Raw genomic sequence first — 17212 nt, 5'->3', positions numbered from 1 at the left:
CCCTGAACCCAGGCTCGGTGGGCGCCTGCGGTGGCCCGGTGACCGATGAGCTCGACCCCACCATCGAGCACGACTGCTGTGCCGTGCGGTACGTGCGGGACGTGCGGGCATCGCTGATCCACGGGTCGGCAGCGGCGTCGGTGCGGCCCGTGAGGTGCGCGCGTGCGGGCGAGGGACAATTCGGTTGACCGATGCGGCGGTGGTGGCGAACGGTGTGGCCATGACCCGTGCGCAGCAGGCCAGCAACTTCGACAACCCCGTATCGGCCGCGATCTACGACCAGGCCGAGGGCTCCCGCGAGGACCTCGGCCACTACGTCGCGATCGTCGAGGAGCTGGCCGCCGGCTCGGTGATCGACGTCGGGTGCGGCACCGGGACCCTGGCGATCATGCTGGCGGACCGCGGACGGGTCGTCACCGGGGTGGACCCGGCCGGTGCCATGCTCGACGTGGGCCGGGCGAAGCCAGGTGCAGAGAAGGTCCGATGGCTCCACGGGACGGCCGAGGCATTGCTCACCGTCCCCTCGGCCGACCTGGCCATGATGACCGGCAATGTCGCCCAGGTCTTCGTGACCGATGAGCAGTGGCTCGGAACGCTGCGCGCGATCTACGGCGCGCTCGGCCCTCTCGGGCACCTGGTCTTCGAGACGCGCATCCCCGAGCGTCGCGCGTGGGAGGAGTGGATGGAGCGGGGCTCCTCGACGTACCAGGTCGAAGGCGTCGGAATGGTGCGAGACGTCTTCGAGGTGGTCCAGGTCCACGAGCCCTACGTGACCTTCCGTTCCGACAACACCCTGCCCGACGGGTCGGTCGTGCCGAACGAGTCGACGCTGATCTTCCGGTCGATGCCCGAGCTGGAGAGGACGCTCGCTGCGGCCGGTTTCACCATCCGCGAGGTCCGCGACGCCCCGGACCGGCCGGGTCGGGAGTGGGTCGTGATCGCCCAACGGTCGTGACCGGGCGACCCCACATCGCGCTCAGTCCATCTCCGGTCATTCGACACGTAGCACTGGGCCACGTCCGGAGCCGGCGCATCTCTCGCGCCCAGGCGGGGAGGTCCGCCATCCACGGCAGGGCGCCCTTGCCCGTGTAGACGAGATCCGCGTGCCCCCGGGGATCCCCGTGCGCGGGAGCTCGGCGACCTCGTAGGTGCAGGGGACCTCCAGCTCTCGGGCCCGCCTCTGGGCGGCGGCGACGGCCGTGGGGCTGTAGTCCAGCCCCAGCACCGAGGCGGCGCCGAGCCGGATCAGGGCGTGGTCGTCGATCCCGTGGCCGCTCTGCGGATGGACCACGGCGGCCCCGGGCACCAGCGGCGCCAGCAGCTCCTCCTCGATCGGGAACAGGCGAGCGGTGCGCGCCTCGTCGAGCAGCTGCGCGTCCTCCCGGACGTGCTTGTGCGAGGCCTCGTCCCAGGCCGCCCGGGCGTGCTCGTGGTCGCTCATGCCGCGAGCGTAGCGAGCGCTCCGCACCGATGCCGGGGCGGCGTCTGCTCGTCTGTCCGACCCCTCATCCAGAATAGAACACGTGTTCGAGCCTGCGACCTGCACGGCTTGACCGCCCCGGTGCGGAGCGGCGTACAGTTCGAACTCCTGTTCGAACACGGGTTCGACACGGGCGACGATCCGGAGCGAGGACGGAGGCGGATCCATGAGCACGACGGCACCGGTCGGTCTCCCCGGGATCGGGCGCTCCGCGGCACCCGAGGCAGCGCCCGGGGCCGGTTCCGGGACGGGATCCGAGACCCGGGAGGACCGCCTCGCGCGGGCACGCGCCGTGCTCGGGGCGGCCGAGCGGCGCGCCGCCGGTGCGGGGGGCCGCATCGACCGTACCGCGCTGCGGACGATGGGGGCTCCGGGGGGTCTGGGCGGACCGACGGGGCTGGTCCCCGGCCCCGTGCGGCCGGGGCATCCCTCGGTGCCGTCCCCGGCACCCGACATCGCGATCGAGACCGCCGACCAGGCCCCGGAGGACGGCCACGCCCGGCTGAGGGTGCCCGCACCGCTCGCGCCGCTGATCCCGTACGGCTCGCTGCGCGCGGGCAGCTCCCTCGCGGTGACGGGGGAGGCGAGCACCTCCCTGCTGCTGGCGCTCGCGGTCTCCGCCGCGGGGGAGGACGCCTGGTGCGCGATCGCCGGCATGCCGGACCTCGGCCTGCGGGCCGCCCTGGACGCGGGGCTCGACCCCTGCCGTCTGGTGATCGTCCCCGACGCCGCCGAGCAGACCGCGCAGGTGCTGTCCGCCCTGGTCGACGGGGTGGGCGTGCTGGTGCTGGGGCGGCGTCCGGCGCTGGCCCCGGCGCTGTGGCGCACCCTGCTGGGGCGTGCCCGCACCCGGGACACCCTGGTGCTGGCCGCCACCCCGCCCGGCCGTGCCGACCTCCAGCTGGAGGCCTCCTCCCGGGGCTGGGAGGGCCTGGGCACGGGCTCGGGACGGCTGCGCCGTCGCCGGGTCGAGGTCGCGGCGACCGGGCGCGGCATCGCCGGGCAGCGCACGGCACGGATCCTGCTGCCCGAGGTGCGGGGCATGATCGCCGCCGGTGCTCCCGCCACGGCCGCCGCCTCCGTCGCGGCACCCGTGCCCCTGCGCAGCATCCGGAGGGCCGGCTGATGCCGCCCGGGGCAGAGACCCTGCTGGATGCCCTCGCGGGCACCGGGAGCGGTGCGGCAGGGGAGATGCGCGGCACCGCGCGCCCGGAGACGGGCACGCATGCGTCGGCAGTGGCCACGGCCGCCGCGAACGCACGTGCCGCCGGGACCACCCGCACGGCGGCTGTGATCGTGCCCGACTGGGCACTGCTGGCCGCCCGCGACCGCCACGACCGAAAGCAGGCGGCCAGCAGCGGGGGAGACGGCACCGCCCCGACATCGTCGACGCGGCCGCCCGCCGTCCCGGACGGGGCCGGCCCCTCGGCCTCCTCGGGTGACACGGCGGCGGTCTCGGAGGATCCGGCCCCGGACGGTCCGGATCCGCGCGCCCCGATCATCCTGTTCGAACGCCACCGCGTGGTCCACGCCGACCTCGCCGCCCAGGAGGCGGGCGTCGCGATCGGCATGCGGCGTCGTGCCGCCCAGGCCGCCTGCCCCGACGCGACCGTGCTGGAGACCGACCGCGAGAACGAGTCCTCCCTGTTCGAGCTGGTCGCCGCCGCCGTGGACACCGTCGCGGCGGGCGTGGACGTGCTGCGCCCCGGAGTGCTGCTCATGGGCGCCCAGGGCCCGGCCCGCCACGCGGGCGGCGAGGCGGCGCTGGCCGAGAGCATCCTCGACGCCGTCGCCGAGCTCACCGGCTGGGACTGTGCGGTCGGGATCGCCGACGGCCCCTTCGCGGCACTGCTGGCAGCCCGCGCCGGACGGATCGTCCACCCCGGCCGCAGCGCCGACTACCTGTCCCCGCACCCGATCACCGCCCTGCGCCACGCACCGGTGGGGCCCGGCTGGGGGCACCGCCACCAGGCTGCCCCCGCCGCACGGGAGAAGAGCCTGGACCTCTCCGAGACCGTGGACCTGCTGCAGCGCCTGGGCATCACCACCCTCGGGGACCTCGCGGCGCTGCCGCCCGCCGCGGTCTCGGACCGCTTCGGACCCGACATCGCCCTGCTGCACCTGCTGGCGCGCGGCCTCGAGCCCGCACCGCCCGCCGCCCATCGGCCCGAGCAGCCCATCGAGGTGGTGCGGGCGCTGGAGACCCCCCTCGTGCGCACCGACCAGGCGGCCTTCGTGGCCCGCCCCATGGCCGAGGAGCTCCAGCAGCTGCTCCGCGACCGCGGTCTCATCTGCACCCGGCTGCGGATCCTGGCCCGCACCGAGGCGGGCGAGGAGATGGAGCGCACCTGGCGTCACGACGGCGCCCTGTCCGTGGGGGACGTCGTCGACCGGATCCGCTGGCAGTGCGACGGATGGATCACGAGCGCGCGCCTGGGCACCGCCCGCACCGGAGCCATCACCCGCCTGGGCCTGCACCCCGTCCAGCTCATGCCCGCTGGGGAGGGCGCGGCGGCCCTGTGGGGCAGCGCGGGGGAGGCCACCCAGCGGGCCTCCCGGGCCTTCGCCCGTGCCCAGGGCCTGGCCGGGGAGCAGGCCGTGCTGGTCCCCGCCGCCACCGGCGGGCGCCTGCTCGGCGAGGAGGTGCGCCTGGTGCCCTGGCGCAGCGAGAAGCCCGCCCGGCGGGAGGGGCCCTGGCCGGGCTCGCTCCCGCGGCCCGTGCCCGCGACGGTCTTCCGGCACCGCCCGCCGGTGCGGCTGTGCACGAGCACCGGCGAGGACGTGCTGGTGACCGCCCGGGGCCTGCTGACCGGACCGCCGCTGCGCCTGCTCGTGCCGCGCGAGGGCACCGAGGTGCTGCGCGGGACCTGCCTCACCCCGGGGACCGAGCTCCCGATCCTCTCCTGCGGTGCCCCGACAGTGCTCGACGAGCGCTGGTGGACGGCCGCAGGTCACCGCGCCGCCCGTCTGCAGCTCGTGGTGGGGGAGGAAGGCTCCGGGACCGCCCTGGTCGTCCTGTCCTGCGAGGGGATCTGGAGCGTGGAGGGCATCTATGACTGATATGACTGACCCGACCGATACCGCTGCGCACGGGGACGTGGATGTGCATGTGCATGCTGCAGGCGGCGTGTCATGAGCCGCTGGTTCCTCGGCCCGCCGTCGTGGAAGGACCTCGAGGCGGTCCTGTCGGATCGCCCCGCCTCCCTCGTCACGCCGCCCGTGGAGGTGATCCACACCGGGCGCCGCACGGGGGACGCCTACGAGCCCGGCCAGGACGTCCCCTACGCGGAGCTGCACGCCCACTCCCACTTCAGCTTTCTCGACGGCGCCTCCAGCCCCGAGGACATGGTCGCCCAGGCCGCCCGCCTGGGACTGCGCGCCCTCGCGATCACCGATCACGACGGGTTCCCCGGCGTGGTCCGCTTCGCCCGCGCTGCCCGGGAGCACGGCATCGCGACGATCTTCGGCGCGGAGCTGACGCTGGGCACCGAGCCGGGCCGCGACGTCGCCAGCACCGTGCCGGTGCCGACCAGCCCGCGCGCGGGCACCCCGGATCCCGCCGGGGAGCATCTGCTGGTGCTGGCCCGTGACGCCACCGGGTACCGCCGGCTGTCGGCGGCCATCGCCCGCGCCCACCTCGACGGCGGTGCCAAGGGCACCCCGCGCTATCGCCTCGCACGCCTGTCGGAGCTCGCCCGGGACGGGCACTGGCTGATCCTCACCGGTTGCCGCAAGGGTGCCGTGACCGCGGCCGTGCGCCCCCTGCTGCAGGACGGGGACCTCGAGGGCGCCGCCCGCGCCGCCGCCGCAGGCATCGCCCGCCTGGTGGACCTGTTCGGCGCCGGGAACGTGGCCGTCGAGCTGACCCGCCACGGGGACGTCCTGGACGACGAGCTGCACGACGCCCTGGCCCAGGGCGCCCGGATCGTCCGCGAGGACCACGGCCTGGACACCGTGTCCCTCCCGGTCGTGGCCACCAGCAACGCCCACTACGCCCACACCGGCCACAAGCGCCTGGCCGACGCCCACGCCGCCCTGCGTGCCGGCGGCGGTCTCGAGGCCGCCGACCCCTACCTCACCAGCCACCTCGCCCCGCTGCGCAGCGGGGAGGAGATGCTCGCGATGACCTCGCGCTACCCCCACGCCGTGGCCGAGGCCGCCCGTCTGGGCGCCGACTGCGCGATGGACCTCGAGCTCATCTCCCCGGACCTGCCGCCCTTCCCGGTGCCCGCGGGGCACGACGAGGCGAGCTGGCTCGTCGAGCTCGTGGAGCAGGGCGGGCGGGCCCTCTACGGGCCGCGCCCCGCCGCTGACGCCGACGACGGCGCCACGTCCGAGAAGGTCCCCGGTGCCTGGGCGCAGATCGACCACGAGCTGCGGGTCATCCGGGACCTGCACTTCCCCGGGTACTTCCTCATCGTCCACGAGCTCGTGGACTTCTGCCGCCGCGAGGGGATCCTGTGCCAGGGGCGGGGATCGGCCGCGAACTCCGCGGTCTGCTACGCGCTGGGCATCACGGCGGTCGAGCCCGTGGGCCACCACCTGCTGTTCGAACGGTTCCTGGCCCCCGAGCGGGACGGGCCCCCGGATATCGACCTCGACATCGCCTCGGACCGCCGCGAGGAGGTGATCCAGCACGTCTACGCGCGGCACGGACGGGAGAACGCCGCACAGGTCGCCAACGTCATCACCTACCGCGCAAAGCTCGCGGTGCGCGATGCCGCACGGGCGCTGGGCCACGACGTCGGACGCCAGGACGCCTGGTCACGGCAGATCGAACGCTCCTTCTCCTCGCTCGAGGGCACCGACATCCCCGCCGACGTGATCGCCCTGGCGCATCAGCTGCGCGATGCGCCCCGCCACCTCGGCATCCACTCCGGCGGCATGGTCCTCGCGGACCGTCCCGTCATCGAGGTCTGCCCCGTCGAGCACGCCAGGATGGAGAACCGCACGGTCCTGCAGTGGGACAAGGAGGACTGCGCCGACGCGGGGCTCGTGAAGTTCGACCTGCTGGGCCTGGGGATGCTCACCGCCCTGGACCACTGCCTGCGCCTGGTCGCGGAGTACCACGGGCAGGAGTTCACCCTGGCCCAGCTCCCGCAGGAGGACCCGACGGTCTACGACATGCTGTGCACCGGGGACAGCGTCGGCGTGTTCCAGGTCGAGTCGCGCGCCCAGATCGCGACCCTGCCCCGTCTCAAACCCGTGCGGTTCTACGACCTCGTCGTCGAGGTGGCGCTGATCCGGCCCGGGCCCATCCAGGGCGGCAGCGTCCACCCGTACATCCGCCGCCGCAACGGCGAGGAGGAGCCCACCTTCATCCACCCCCTGCTCGAGAAATCCCTCGGGCGCACCCTGGGGGTGCCGCTGTTCCAGGAGCAGCTGATGCAGATGGTCGTCGACGTCGCGGACTTCACGCCGTCGCTGGCCGATCAGCTGCGTCGCGCGATGGGCTCCAAGCGCTCGACGGACCGGATGCTCGCGCTGTCGGACCGTCTCTTCGAGGGCATGGCCCGCCACGGGATCGTGGGGGAGGACGCCGAGGCGATCCACCGCAAGCTCCTGGCCTTCGCCAACTACGGCTTCCCGGAGTCCCACGCCTACTCCTTCGCATACCTCGTCTACGCCAGCTCCTACCTCAAGGCGCACTACCCGGCGGCGCTGACCGCCGCCCTGCTGCGCAGCCAGCCGATGGGCTTCTACTCCCCGCAGTCCCTCGTGGCCGACGCCCGACGCCACGGGGTGCTCACCCGCGGGGTCGACATCGCCGTCTCGGACGTCCGCACCACCCTCGAGCTCGACGACGAGCACCGCGCCGACCGGATCCCCGACGACGCCGCGGCGTTCACCGCCGCGGGGATCGTGCCCGTGCCCCGGCGGGATCCCGAGGACGGGTGGACGAAGGAGCAGAAGGACGTGCTGCGGGCGGCGCGGCCCCAGGTCCAGGGCGATGCCGCACACGGCGGCCCCGCGATCAGGCTGGGCCTGGACCAGGTGCGCGGCATCAGCGAGGCCGTCGCCGAGAGCATCGTCGAGGCCCGTGAGAAGGAGGGCCCGTTCGCCTCGATCCCGGATCTGGCCCGGCGGGTGCGCCTGTCGGCACGACAGCTCGAGGCGCTCGCGACCGCAGGAGCCCTCGACACCCTCGCGGCCTCCCGGCGCCAGGCGCTGTGGGCCGCGGGCGCCGCCGCCCAGGAGTCCCCGGGCACCCTGGCCCATCTCGCGGTGGGAGCCGATGCCCCGATGCTGCCGGGCATGAGCGACGAGGAGCTCGCGGCCGCGGACACGTGGGCCACCGGCATCACCCCGGGGGAGCACCCGATGGCGCTGGTCCGGGACCGTCTGCGCGCCGAGGGGGTGCTGTCGATCCGGGAGCTGCGCGAGGCCGAGGACGGCCGGCGTCTGCGCTCGGCCGGGATCATCACGCACCGTCAGCGTCCCGGCACCGCGAGCGGCATCACCTTCCTGAGCCTCGAGGACGAGACGGGGATCCTCAACGTCGTGTGCTCCAAGGGGTTCTGGTCGCGCCACCGGGCCCTCCTGCGCACCTCGCGCGCCGTGGTGCTGCGCGGGGTGGTCGAGAACGCGACGGGCGCGGTGAACCTGGTGGCCGACGGTGTCGGCGTGCTCACCGTGCCCGGGGCGGGGCGCTCGCGTGATTTCCAGTGAGACGGACGAGCCACGCCGGGTGTTAGGAGGCCCCAGGACCCAGGCCTCGGGAACGACGGACGACGGACGAGCCAGGGCCACGTGGACAGCCCGCACGGCCCGTGCCCGAGGTCCGAGAGGTTCTCGGGACGGCCAGGGTGCCGGACGCCCGGACGCCGGCTCCGGGGTGCAGAACCCGGGGCCGACGCAGACCGATCACGCAGGCAGGGCGTCGTCCTCCGTGACCAGCTGTGCCGTCTTGAGGGACCGTGCGGACCGCGAGGCGATGAGCGTGATCACCACCGCACCGGCGGCACCGGCCACGAGGGCCAGCAGCGTCGAGGAGGTGGAGACCAGCGCCCCGCCGAGCGCCGCATGGGTCAGTCCCTTGGAGACGATCGTGATCGGCATGAAGGAGCTGATCGACTGCAGCAGCGGGGGAGCGGTCTGCAGGGGCAGGATCCCGGCGAGGACCACCACCTGCAGCACCATCACGACCACCGAGGCGATGCGTCCCACGCGATTGCCCAGCAGCGCCAGGAGCGCCTGATGGACCGCCGCGAAGGCGATCGCCCCCGCGAAGGCGATGGCTCCCACCCCGAGCGCGGAGACCGGCTCGATGCCGATCGCGGTGATGACACCCAGCACGGCGACCGCCTGGATGAGCCCGAGCACGATCGCCGGGAGCAGGGAGCGCAGGGCGACCATCCACATCGGCATGGCGCTGTCCAGGAATCGACGCGACAGGGCCGGCAGCAGCAGGAACGAGCCGAACGCCCCGAGCCACAGCGCGAGCGCGAGGACGAACGGGAACACGGCGGTCGCCGCCCCCGAGGCCTCGTTGTCGCGCTCCGAGAGACTCGTGACGGGCTGGGCCGCCATCTTCGCCATGTCCGCGCGCTGGTCGTCGGTGTACGTGGGCACCTGGTCCGCGCCGTCGCGCAGCCCCTGCTCGAACTCGCCCGTGCCGTCGGTCAGCTGCTGGGCGCCGTCGGTGAGCTGGACCGTCCCGTCCGACAGCGAGCGGGTCCCCGTGGCGAGCTCGTCGGCGCCGTCGGCCAGCGTCCCGGAGCCCGTCGCGAGCTGCTGGGAGCCGGTCGCGATCTGGTCCTGGCCGTCGGCGAGCTGCCCGGCCCCGGTCGCGCTCTGGGAGGTCCCGGTGGCGAGCTGGGTCGCGCCGGTCGAGAGCTGGTTGGCGCCGTCGGCGCTGTCCTGGGCGCCCGTGGCGAGCTGCTCGGCGCCGTCCGCGAGCTGCGAGGCCCCGGTGCCCAGCTGTCGTGTCCCGTCGGCCAGCTGCTGGGTGCCCTGCGCGAGCGCGGGGGTGCCGGCCGCGATCTGCTCGGCGCCCGTGGCCAGGCCGTCGGTGCCGGCCACGAGGCCGGGGTTGGCGGAGGTGCCGTCGCCGTGGGCGGCGGTGTCGATGCCCGTGGCGAGCTGCTGGGAGCCGGAGACGAGGGTGTCCGCAGGCGTGGGGTCCTCCGATTCGTGGGCGTGAGTCAGGGGCTGCGCCCCCTCGACGTAGGTCTGCAACGCACCGACCGACCCTCCGACCGGTGCATCCGACGACATTCCCGGACCGCACATCGACGCGATGGCCTCCTCGAGAACCGCGTCCGAGGGCGCTGTGGCAGCCGCGGCACGGAGCTGCCCGCACTGCTCAGCCAGGGCTTCGCCGACGCCGCCCACTCCCGGGTTCGTCGCCGACCCGTCGCCGTTGACCAACGTGGACACCCCATCGACATACGTCGCGACCCCATCGGCCGACTGCTGTGCCCCGTCGACCAGGCCTGGCGTCTGGCCGTCGCCGTCGAAGGCGGCCTTGGTGCCGTCGGCGGTCTGGCGGGCGCCCGTCGCGAGCTGCTGGGTCCCGGCCACGAGGCCCGGGTTCTGGGCGGTGCCGTCCCCGGCCACGCCGGCGTGGAGCTGCGCGGCCCCGGAGGCGAGGCCCGGCTGGTCGTCGGTCCCGTTGATGCCGTCGCTGAGCTGGCGGGCTCCCGTGGCGACGCCGTCGGCGCCGGTGGAGAGCTGGGTGAGCCCACCGGCCAGCGCCGTCGTCCCCTGGGCGAGACCCTGGGCGCCCGTGTCGAGCTGCCCGAGGCCCTGGGCGAGGGTGCGAGTGCCCTCGGCGCCCTGCTGGATCCCCGAGTTCAGGCCGGTGACGCCCTCGGACAGCTCCCGGGTGCCACCGGCGAGACCTTCGGCGCCGGTCGCGAGCTGACCGGCGCCCTCGGAGGTCTGGCCCAGGCCCGAGCGGAGCTGGTCAGTGCCGTCCTTGAGGTCACCGGCGCCGTTGGCGGCCTGCTCGAAGCTGTCGTGGAACTGGTTGAAGCCCACGTAGAGCTGGGAGAGGTACTGCTCGGTGAGCTCGGACCCGGTGGCCGAGGCGGTGGCCTGGGAGATCGCGACGCCGATGGCGCTGTCGAGCGCGCCCGAGGCGTCGTTCGTGGTCACGTGGATGGTCGCCTGCGCCGCATCGGTCTGCCCGAGGGTGCCCAGCTTGGTGCTGAACTCCTTGGGGATCACGATCACCGCGGCGTACTCGCCCGTGCGCAGCCCCTCGGTGGCGTCGTCCTGATCCGTCAGGCGCCAGTCGAAGCCGGTGGTCGCGTCCTCGCCCTGCGTGCTCGTCGAGGGCTGCGTCAGCGCCCCGGCGAGCGACCGCCCGAAGGGCACGAACGTCTGCTTCCCGTCCACGTCCATGGTGGTGCCCTCGTCGAGGTTCACCACGGCCGCGGGCACGGTGTCGAGGCGGTCGACACGGTCCTTCAGCGCCCACATGCCGGCCGCCGCGATGAGCAGCGGCAGCAGCATGACGACGATCAGGGCCTTGGGGTGCTGGAAGATCCTCATGCGAGGGCTCCTTCGACATCGGAGTCGGTGCGGTGGTCGGTGGGGGCGTCGGATCGTGCGGTCCCGGCGGCGACCTCGCCTCTCGGGCGCGGACGCAGCGGCACGGTGACCACGCGGTCCGGGTCGCGCAGCGCGCCGCGGACGAGCTCGATCTCGCGGTCGTCCCCGGCGCCGAGGTCGCCGGTCACGGCGGTGGCTCCTCGGTCCAGGAGGTCCTCGAGGCGCGACACGGCGCCCTGCCCGGCGGACGCGAGATCCTCGGCGCGGGCGATGACGATGGTCCGCCCGCTGACGGCGCCGTCCCGGATCGCGGCCAGCCGTGCGCCGACGTCGGATCCCGGGGGGAGCACGTGGGTGCGCGAGCGCACCGAGGACGCGTCCTCGGGGACCAGGAAGTCGTGGACAGCGACGAGGCCCTCGGTCGGGGTCGCCCGGGCCGAGACGAGACCCAGGAAGGTGCGCAGCGCCTCGGGGTCCTCCGAGCTGGCGACCAGCAGGGACCCGGGGACCACCGACCCGGTGAGCGGGCCGAGCACCCGCTCCTTGTCGATCGGCGTGACGACGTCCTGGAAGCGGACGGCGGATCGGCCGTTCTCGGCGGTCCAGCGCTGGTGCTCGAGCACCTGCACGAGCCCCTCGCCCTCGACGTCCATCTTGGGCAGGATCCGGTCCAGCCAGCGCGGCAGGTACCAGGCGTGCTTGCCCAGCAGCGCGAGGACGGCGGGCACGAGGGTCATGCGCACGACGAAGGCGTCGACGAGCACGCCGACGGCCAGGCCCACCGCGATGGGCTGGATCATGAAGGTGCCCTCGGGGATGAAGGAGCCGAACACGGCGATCATGATGAGCGCGGCGGCGATCACCACGGGCGCGCTCGCGGCGAATCCCCGCTCGATGGATCCCTTGGCGTCGCCGGTGTGCACGAACTCCTCCCGCATCCGGGACACGAGGAACACCTCGTAGTCCATCGCGAGGCCGAACAGCACGCCCATCACCATGATCGGCATGAACGAGATGACGGGCCCGACGACGTGGATGTTCAGCGCGGCGTTGCCCCAGCCGTACTCGAAGATCATCGCGACGGCGCCGAAGGCGGCACCGATGGACAGCAGGTAGCCCAGCGAGGCCTTGATCGGCACCCAGATCGAGCGGAACACGATCGCCAGCAGGATCAGGGAGAGCCCGACGACGAAGACACCGAAGGGGATCAGCGCATCGGACAGCCGGTCGGTGATGTCGATCGCGACGGCCGTCTGCCCGGTGACCTTGACGTCGGAGATGTCGAGGTCCTTCTCCCAGGTCGGGGCATCGGCCCGCAGCTCGCGCACCAGCTCGCTCGTGGACTCGTCGGTCTGCCCGCCCTTGGGGATGACGACGACGACGCCCATGTCGGCGCCCTCGTTGGGCGTCGCGAGCTGGACGGTCTCGACGTCGGGCATGGCCTCGACGCGGGTCCTCAGCTCGTCCATGACCCCGAGCGGATCGGTGGTGTTGATGATGTCGGCGGTCAGCAGCAGGGGACCGTTGTACCCGGCGCCGAACTTCTGGGTCACGAGGTCGTAGGTCTGGCGTGCCGCGGTGTCGGGCCGCTCGGTGCCCAGGTCCGGCAGGCCCAGGCGCATGTCCTTGGCCGGGATGGTGAGCGCGCCGAGCCCCACGACGACGATGAGGATCGTCAGCAGCGGCACCTTGGTCACGAAGCGCACCCAACCGGTGCCGCGCGGCGGCTTGCCGGAGGTGTCCTCCGGGACCGGCGGGAGCACCCCGCCGTTGGCCTTCATCGCGGCCCGGACCTTGCGCGGGCGCAGCCGCTCCCCGAGCAGCCCGAGGACCGCCGGCAGCAGCGTCAGGGCGATGACCACGGCGATCGCGACGGTCGCGGCCGAGGACAGACCCATCAGCGTCAGGAACGGGATGCCGGTGATGAACAGGCCCACGAGGGCGATGATCACGGTCAGCCCCGCGAAGATCACGGCGCTGCCCGAGGTCGCGATGGACTCGCCGATCGACTCCTCGACCTCCATGCCCTCGGTGAGCTGATGTCGATGCCGCGAGACGATGAACAGGGCGTAGTCGATGCCCACGGCGAGCCCGAGCATGACCGCGAGGGTGGGGGTCACCGAGGGGATGTCGACAGAGGACGCGAGCGAGAGCAGCGCCGTCATCGAGACCACGATCCCGACCAGTGCCGTGGTGATGGGGATCGCGGCGGGCAGGATCGCCCGGAAGGTGATCGCCAGGACGATGAGCGCGGCGACGACGCCGATCACCTCGGCGATGCTGAGCGGCATCCCCGCCTCCTGGAGGATCTGACCGCCCAGGTGGGCCTCGAGCCCGTCGGCCGTGGCCTCCTGCGTGATCTCCTCGAGGCGTTCGAGGGAGCCGTCGGGGAAGCCGCCCGGCTGGCCCTCCATCTGCACGGTGCCGATGATCGCGGTGTCCTCGGAGCCGCGGGTGCCCGGGGAGTTCTCGTCGAAGGGGCTGGGCGCGACCTCGACGCCGTCGACCCCCGCGGCCTCCTGCATGGCCTTGTCGATCTGGTCCCGGTGGTCGTCGACGGTGGTGCCGTCCTCGGTGACGAAGACGATCTGGCCCGAGGTCCCGCTCATCTGCGGGAAGCGGGTCGAGAGCTCGTCCAGACCCTCCTGGGCCTCGGTCCCCGGGATCTCGAAGGCCGTCGACAGCGTGCCGCCGAGGCCGACGGCGAGCCCGGACAGCAGGACGGCGAGGATGGCCCACACGCCGATCACCCGCCAGTGGAGACGTGCCATGGTGCGTCCGAGTCGGTACAGCGTCGAGGACACGTGTCACCCTTCTGCCGACGGGCGGGTCCCTGGCCGACGCGTCCGCGCACGGCGGTGGCGAGGGGGTGCCCATGTCGATGATCGAGGTCTGCGGGAGCCGACGAGGAGGGACGCCCGCTCGGATGCGGTGGCGTATCGAGGACATCGACGAATTGGATACGCGAGCGTATCCAGAGCGATAGTATCGTCCCGTACCCCTGCCCACAAACGCGGATCCCGACGACGACGCCGGCCCCGCGCCCCTCGAGGAAGAGACCATGACCGACCTGTTCGAGCCCCTCTCATCGGAGCCCGCCACCCGCCGCAAGGAGAACACCCGTGCGCGACTGGTGCGCGCATCCCTCGACGTCTTCGTCGACAAGGGGATCGACGGCGCCACGATCGACGACCTCGTGACGGCGGCAGGCTTCACCCGCGGTGCGTTCTACTCCAACTTCACCAAGAAGGACGAGGTGTTCTACGCGCTGTTCGAGGAGGTGACCGACGAGGTCATCCACATCGTTCGCACCTCCGTGGAGCACGCGATCTCGCTCGAGGACGGCGGGGACGGCTGCGGTGGGGAGGGTCCCGACGAGGCCGCGATCATGGTCGACGTCTTCGAGGCGATCCGTCCGTACGGGCGCCAGTGGTACCTGCTGTACTCCGAGTCCGTCGCCCACGCGCTGCGCTCGGAGACGGCGCTCGCGCAGCTCAACGCCCAGCGTCACCGCCTCCGCGACGAGATCGCGCTGGCGCTGTCGATGGGCCTGGCCACGAAGGGGGAGGAGTGCGCGATCGGCGTGGGTCAGCTGGCGCAGCTCCTGATCGGCGTGTTCATCGACCTCATGGTCCAGGAGAACCTCGACCGCGCCGACATCGCCGACCTCGCGGGTGAGAGCATCCTGCGGGTCATGCAGGCCTTCGTCGAGCCCGCGGGCTCGACGGTGGCTCCCCGGGTCTGACCGCCCGACGGCGCCCTCCGCGCGTGCACTGCGAGGGCCCCTCGGGGCCCGTCGGAACGTCGAGGTCGGCCGCGAAGGGCGCTCTCGCCCCTCCCGGCACCGGAGCGCACGTCGGCTAGGGTTCCCGGGTGAACGCACAGAACTCAGCCCCGGACACCCTCCCCTCTCCCACATCTGGACGCCCGGCCGGCGCCGTCTACGCCGACCGGGGAGCCTCGCACTACGACATCTTGCTGGCGCTGATGGCCGTCGTCGTCATCCTCTCGGGGATCGGCGCCTCCAAGGGCGTCACCTTCGGGACCGTCCCCGGAACCGGCTTCGAGATCATCACCGACGGCGGGTTCTTCCTCTTCCCCCTGGCCTACATCCTCGGCGACGTCATCACCGAGCTCTACGGCACCCGCGCCGCCCGGCGCGCCATCATCACCTCCTTCGCCCTGAACATCCTCGCGGTGGCCTGCTACCAGGTGATCATCATCCTGCCCGGGTTCACCGACGACTTCGGCACCGCCAAGCAGGAGGCCCTGGCGCTCGCGCTGGGTCCCGTCTGGATCATCGTCCTGGCCAGCCTGTGCGGCTTCCTCGCCGGCCAGAGCCTGAACTCCTTCGTCCTCAGCCGCATGAAGGCACGGGCGGGGGAGCGGGGCCTGATCGGCCGGCTCCTGTCCTCGAGCGGCCTGGGCGAGCTGGTCGACACCATCATCTTCTGCTCGATCGCGGCGACCGCGATCGGCATCTCCTCGGTGGGTCAGTGGGCCGAGTACACGATCCTGGGCTTCCTCTACAAGGTGCTCGTGCAGTACGCGGCGATTCCCGTGACCGCCGCCGTGATCCGCCGGCTCAAGCGCACCGACCGCAGCTACCAGCAAGCACTGGCGCGCGCGCAGGCGTGACGGGCGGGCGCGCGTCCGGCCGTGCCGTGACGTACGGGCTGGCGCCGTGCCGTGACGCGCGGGCTGGCGCCGTGCCGTGACGTCCGGGTGGGCCCTGCGTCGTCCCGCGTCCCCGCGGACTCGACCACCCGACCCCCTGGACGGTCATCCCCGGGACGCCCCCAGACATGCCCCCACACCCCACCGGAACCTGCCCCCACCCCTCACCCAGCCTGCAACGCCAGCACCCCGGCCAGCGCGGCGAGCGAGACGAGCAGCACCGGCGTGGTGAGCACGATTCCCGCCCGCAGGTACTGCCCCCAGCTCACATGGATCCCGCGCCGCGCGAGAACATGCAGCCACAGCAGCGTCGCGAGCGACCCGATCGGCGTGTACTTGGGCCCGAGGTCCGCACCGATCACGCTCGCATGCACCATCGCGTCGTGGATCGCCCCGCCCGCACCGCTGGCGTCGATCGCCAGAGCCGCGAGCAGGATGGCGGGGAGGTTGTTGGCGAACGACGCGATGAGCGCCACCAGCACCCCCACCCCGAGCGTGGCCACCAGCAGCCCGTGGGCGCCGAGCACGTCGAGCAGGGCGGCGAGCAGGTCCGTGGTGCCGTGGTTGCGCAGACCGAGCACCACCACGTACATCCCGAGCGAGAAGACGATGACGTCCCACGGCGCGTCCCGGACCGTGGCCCCCAGGGGCACCCGGCGACCGATCGCGGCGATGACCAGCAGGACGACGGCGCCACCCGTCGTGACCACCGCGAGCGGCAGGTGCAGCGCGCCGGCCCCGAGATACGCGGCCACCAGCACCGGGAGCACCACGAGTCCCGCGCGCACCGTCAGCGGGTCCTCGATGGCCTCGGTTGGAGGCCGCAGGATCGAGGCGTCGAAGGAACGGGGGAGGGACCGCCCGCACACGAGCAGCAGCACGACCACCGAGCTGAGGATCGCGACGAGCCCGACGGGCACCATCGTCGCCGCGTACCGGCCGAACGAGATCCCGAAGTGGTCCGCGGCGACGATGTTGACCAGGTTCGAGATGACGAGGGGGACGCTGCCGGTGTCGGCGATGAAGCCGCAGGCCATGACGAAGGCGAGCGCCGCCTTCGCGGACAGCTTCAGCTCCGAGACGATGCCGATCACGATCGGGGTCAGGATCAGGGCGGCACCATCGTTGGCGAAGAATGCCGAGACGACGGCGCCCAGGACGATGACGAGGACGAACAGGCACCGCGTGCTGCCCCGCGCCCACCGGGACACGTGCAGGGCCGCCCAGCCGAACAGCCCCGCACGGTCCAGGACCAGCGACATGAGGACGATCCCGACAAAGGCCACCGTCGCGTCCCCGACGATCGGGATCACGGGCGGGATGTCCTGCAGGTGCACGACACCGGTCAGCAGGCAGGCGAGCGCACCGGCCGTGGCCCACCAGCCGACGCCGATCCCGCGGGGGCGTCGGATCACGCAGACGAGGGTGGCGGCGAAGATCACCACGGAGAGGACACCGGGAAGCACCTCCGGATTCTTGCACGCGTGAAAAGATGTGGGACTCCTCGGCGCGACGATGCCCCGGGGAACCCCCACTCCACGACGTCGAAGGATTGCT

The 17212-nt window shown here is 73.0% G+C and carries 11 protein-coding genes; 7 read left to right on the top strand and 4 right to left on the bottom strand.

Annotated elements, in window-relative coordinates; translation table 11 throughout:
* The coding region (locus ACT3TZ_RS14020; protein WP_444584052.1) for a hypothetical protein at nt 1–188 on the top strand (188 nt) is incomplete at its 5' end.
* Between the two features lie 32 nt (nt 189–220).
* Nucleotides 221–955 (top strand): class I SAM-dependent methyltransferase, encoded by a 735-nt coding sequence (locus ACT3TZ_RS14015; RefSeq protein ID WP_444584051.1) that lies wholly within the window; start codon nt 221–223, stop codon nt 953–955.
* A gap of 36 nt (nt 956–991) precedes the next feature.
* On the opposite strand, the gene ACT3TZ_RS14010 is transcribed toward ACT3TZ_RS14015, so the two are convergent.
* A complete protein-coding gene (locus tag ACT3TZ_RS14010; RefSeq protein ID WP_444584050.1) occupies nt 992–1441 on the bottom strand; it encodes a hypothetical protein in 450 nt (149 codons plus the stop codon).
* Nucleotides 1442–1646: 205 nt separating this feature from the next.
* Here ACT3TZ_RS14010 and ACT3TZ_RS14005 point away from each other — a divergent pair, with 205 nt between their 5' ends.
* The 3 genes from ACT3TZ_RS14005 to ACT3TZ_RS13995 all read left to right on the top strand — a co-directional run bounded on the left by ACT3TZ_RS14005 (nt 1647) and on the right by ACT3TZ_RS13995 (nt 8149).
* Entirely contained in the window at nt 1647–2606 is a 960-nt protein-coding gene (locus ACT3TZ_RS14005; protein ID WP_444584049.1) for a hypothetical protein, read from the top strand.
* Nucleotides 2606–4540 (top strand): DNA polymerase Y family protein, encoded by a 1935-nt coding sequence (locus tag ACT3TZ_RS14000; protein WP_444584048.1) that lies wholly within the window; start codon nt 2606–2608, stop codon nt 4538–4540. The genes ACT3TZ_RS14005 and ACT3TZ_RS14000 overlap by 1 nt, the downstream gene beginning before the upstream one ends.
* A gap of 72 nt (nt 4541–4612) precedes the next feature.
* Nucleotides 4613–8149, top strand: a complete 3537-nt coding sequence (locus ACT3TZ_RS13995) for an error-prone DNA polymerase (RefSeq protein ID WP_444584047.1) — start codon at nt 4613–4615, stop codon at nt 8147–8149.
* A gap of 195 nt (nt 8150–8344) precedes the next feature.
* Here ACT3TZ_RS13995 and ACT3TZ_RS13990 read toward each other — a convergent pair whose 3' ends face one another.
* The gene (locus ACT3TZ_RS13990) at nt 8345–10978 is read right to left on the bottom strand and encodes a YhgE/Pip family protein (protein WP_444584046.1); all 2634 of its coding nucleotides are present in this window, start codon (nt 10976–10978) and stop codon (nt 8345–8347) included.
* Nucleotides 10975–13782 (bottom strand): MMPL family transporter, encoded by a 2808-nt coding sequence (locus ACT3TZ_RS13985; RefSeq protein WP_444584045.1) that lies wholly within the window; start codon nt 13780–13782, stop codon nt 10975–10977. The genes ACT3TZ_RS13990 and ACT3TZ_RS13985 overlap by 4 nt, the downstream gene beginning before the upstream one ends.
* A 257-nt stretch (nt 13783–14039) precedes the next feature.
* On the opposite strand from ACT3TZ_RS13985, the gene ACT3TZ_RS13980 reads away from it, so the two are divergent.
* Nucleotides 14040–14723, top strand: coding sequence for a TetR/AcrR family transcriptional regulator (locus tag ACT3TZ_RS13980; RefSeq protein ID WP_444584044.1), 684 nt, complete (start codon nt 14040–14042; stop codon nt 14721–14723).
* A 128-nt stretch (nt 14724–14851) separates the two neighbouring features.
* Nucleotides 14852–15616: a queuosine precursor transporter gene (locus ACT3TZ_RS13975; RefSeq protein ID WP_444584043.1), complete on the top strand. Its 765-nt coding sequence runs from the start codon at nt 14852–14854 to the stop codon at nt 15614–15616.
* Nucleotides 15617–15819: 203 nt separating this feature from the next.
* On the opposite strand, the gene arsB is transcribed toward ACT3TZ_RS13975, so the two are convergent.
* Nucleotides 15820–17121: an arsenical efflux pump membrane protein ArsB gene (gene arsB / locus ACT3TZ_RS13970; RefSeq protein ID WP_444584042.1), complete on the bottom strand. Its 1302-nt coding sequence runs from the start codon at nt 17119–17121 to the stop codon at nt 15820–15822.
* Nucleotides 17122–17212: the final 91 nt, after the last annotated feature.

Source organism: Brachybacterium sp. AOP25-B2-12, from assembly GCF_052378625.1.
Lineage (GTDB): Bacteria > Actinomycetota > Actinomycetes > Actinomycetales > Dermabacteraceae > Brachybacterium.
Note: the sequence above shows the minus strand (reverse complement) of the source record. Positions and strands in the feature narration are given on the sequence as shown.

Coding starts and splice junctions, on each gene's coding strand:
- ACT3TZ_RS14015 (WP_444584051.1), top strand. CDS start 221: ATGACCCGTGCGCAGCAGGCCAGCAACTTCGACAACCCCGTATCGGCC.
- ACT3TZ_RS14010 (WP_444584050.1), bottom strand. CDS start 1,441: ATGAGCGACCACGAGCACGCCCGGGCGGCCTGGGACGAGGCCTCGCAC.
- ACT3TZ_RS14005 (WP_444584049.1), top strand. CDS start 1,647: ATGAGCACGACGGCACCGGTCGGTCTCCCCGGGATCGGGCGCTCCGCG.
- ACT3TZ_RS14000 (WP_444584048.1), top strand. CDS start 2,606: ATGCCGCCCGGGGCAGAGACCCTGCTGGATGCCCTCGCGGGCACCGGG.
- ACT3TZ_RS13995 (WP_444584047.1), top strand. CDS start 4,613: ATGAGCCGCTGGTTCCTCGGCCCGCCGTCGTGGAAGGACCTCGAGGCG.
- ACT3TZ_RS13990 (WP_444584046.1), bottom strand. CDS start 10,978: ATGAGGATCTTCCAGCACCCCAAGGCCCTGATCGTCGTCATGCTGCTG.
- ACT3TZ_RS13980 (WP_444584044.1), top strand. CDS start 14,040: ATGACCGACCTGTTCGAGCCCCTCTCATCGGAGCCCGCCACCCGCCGC.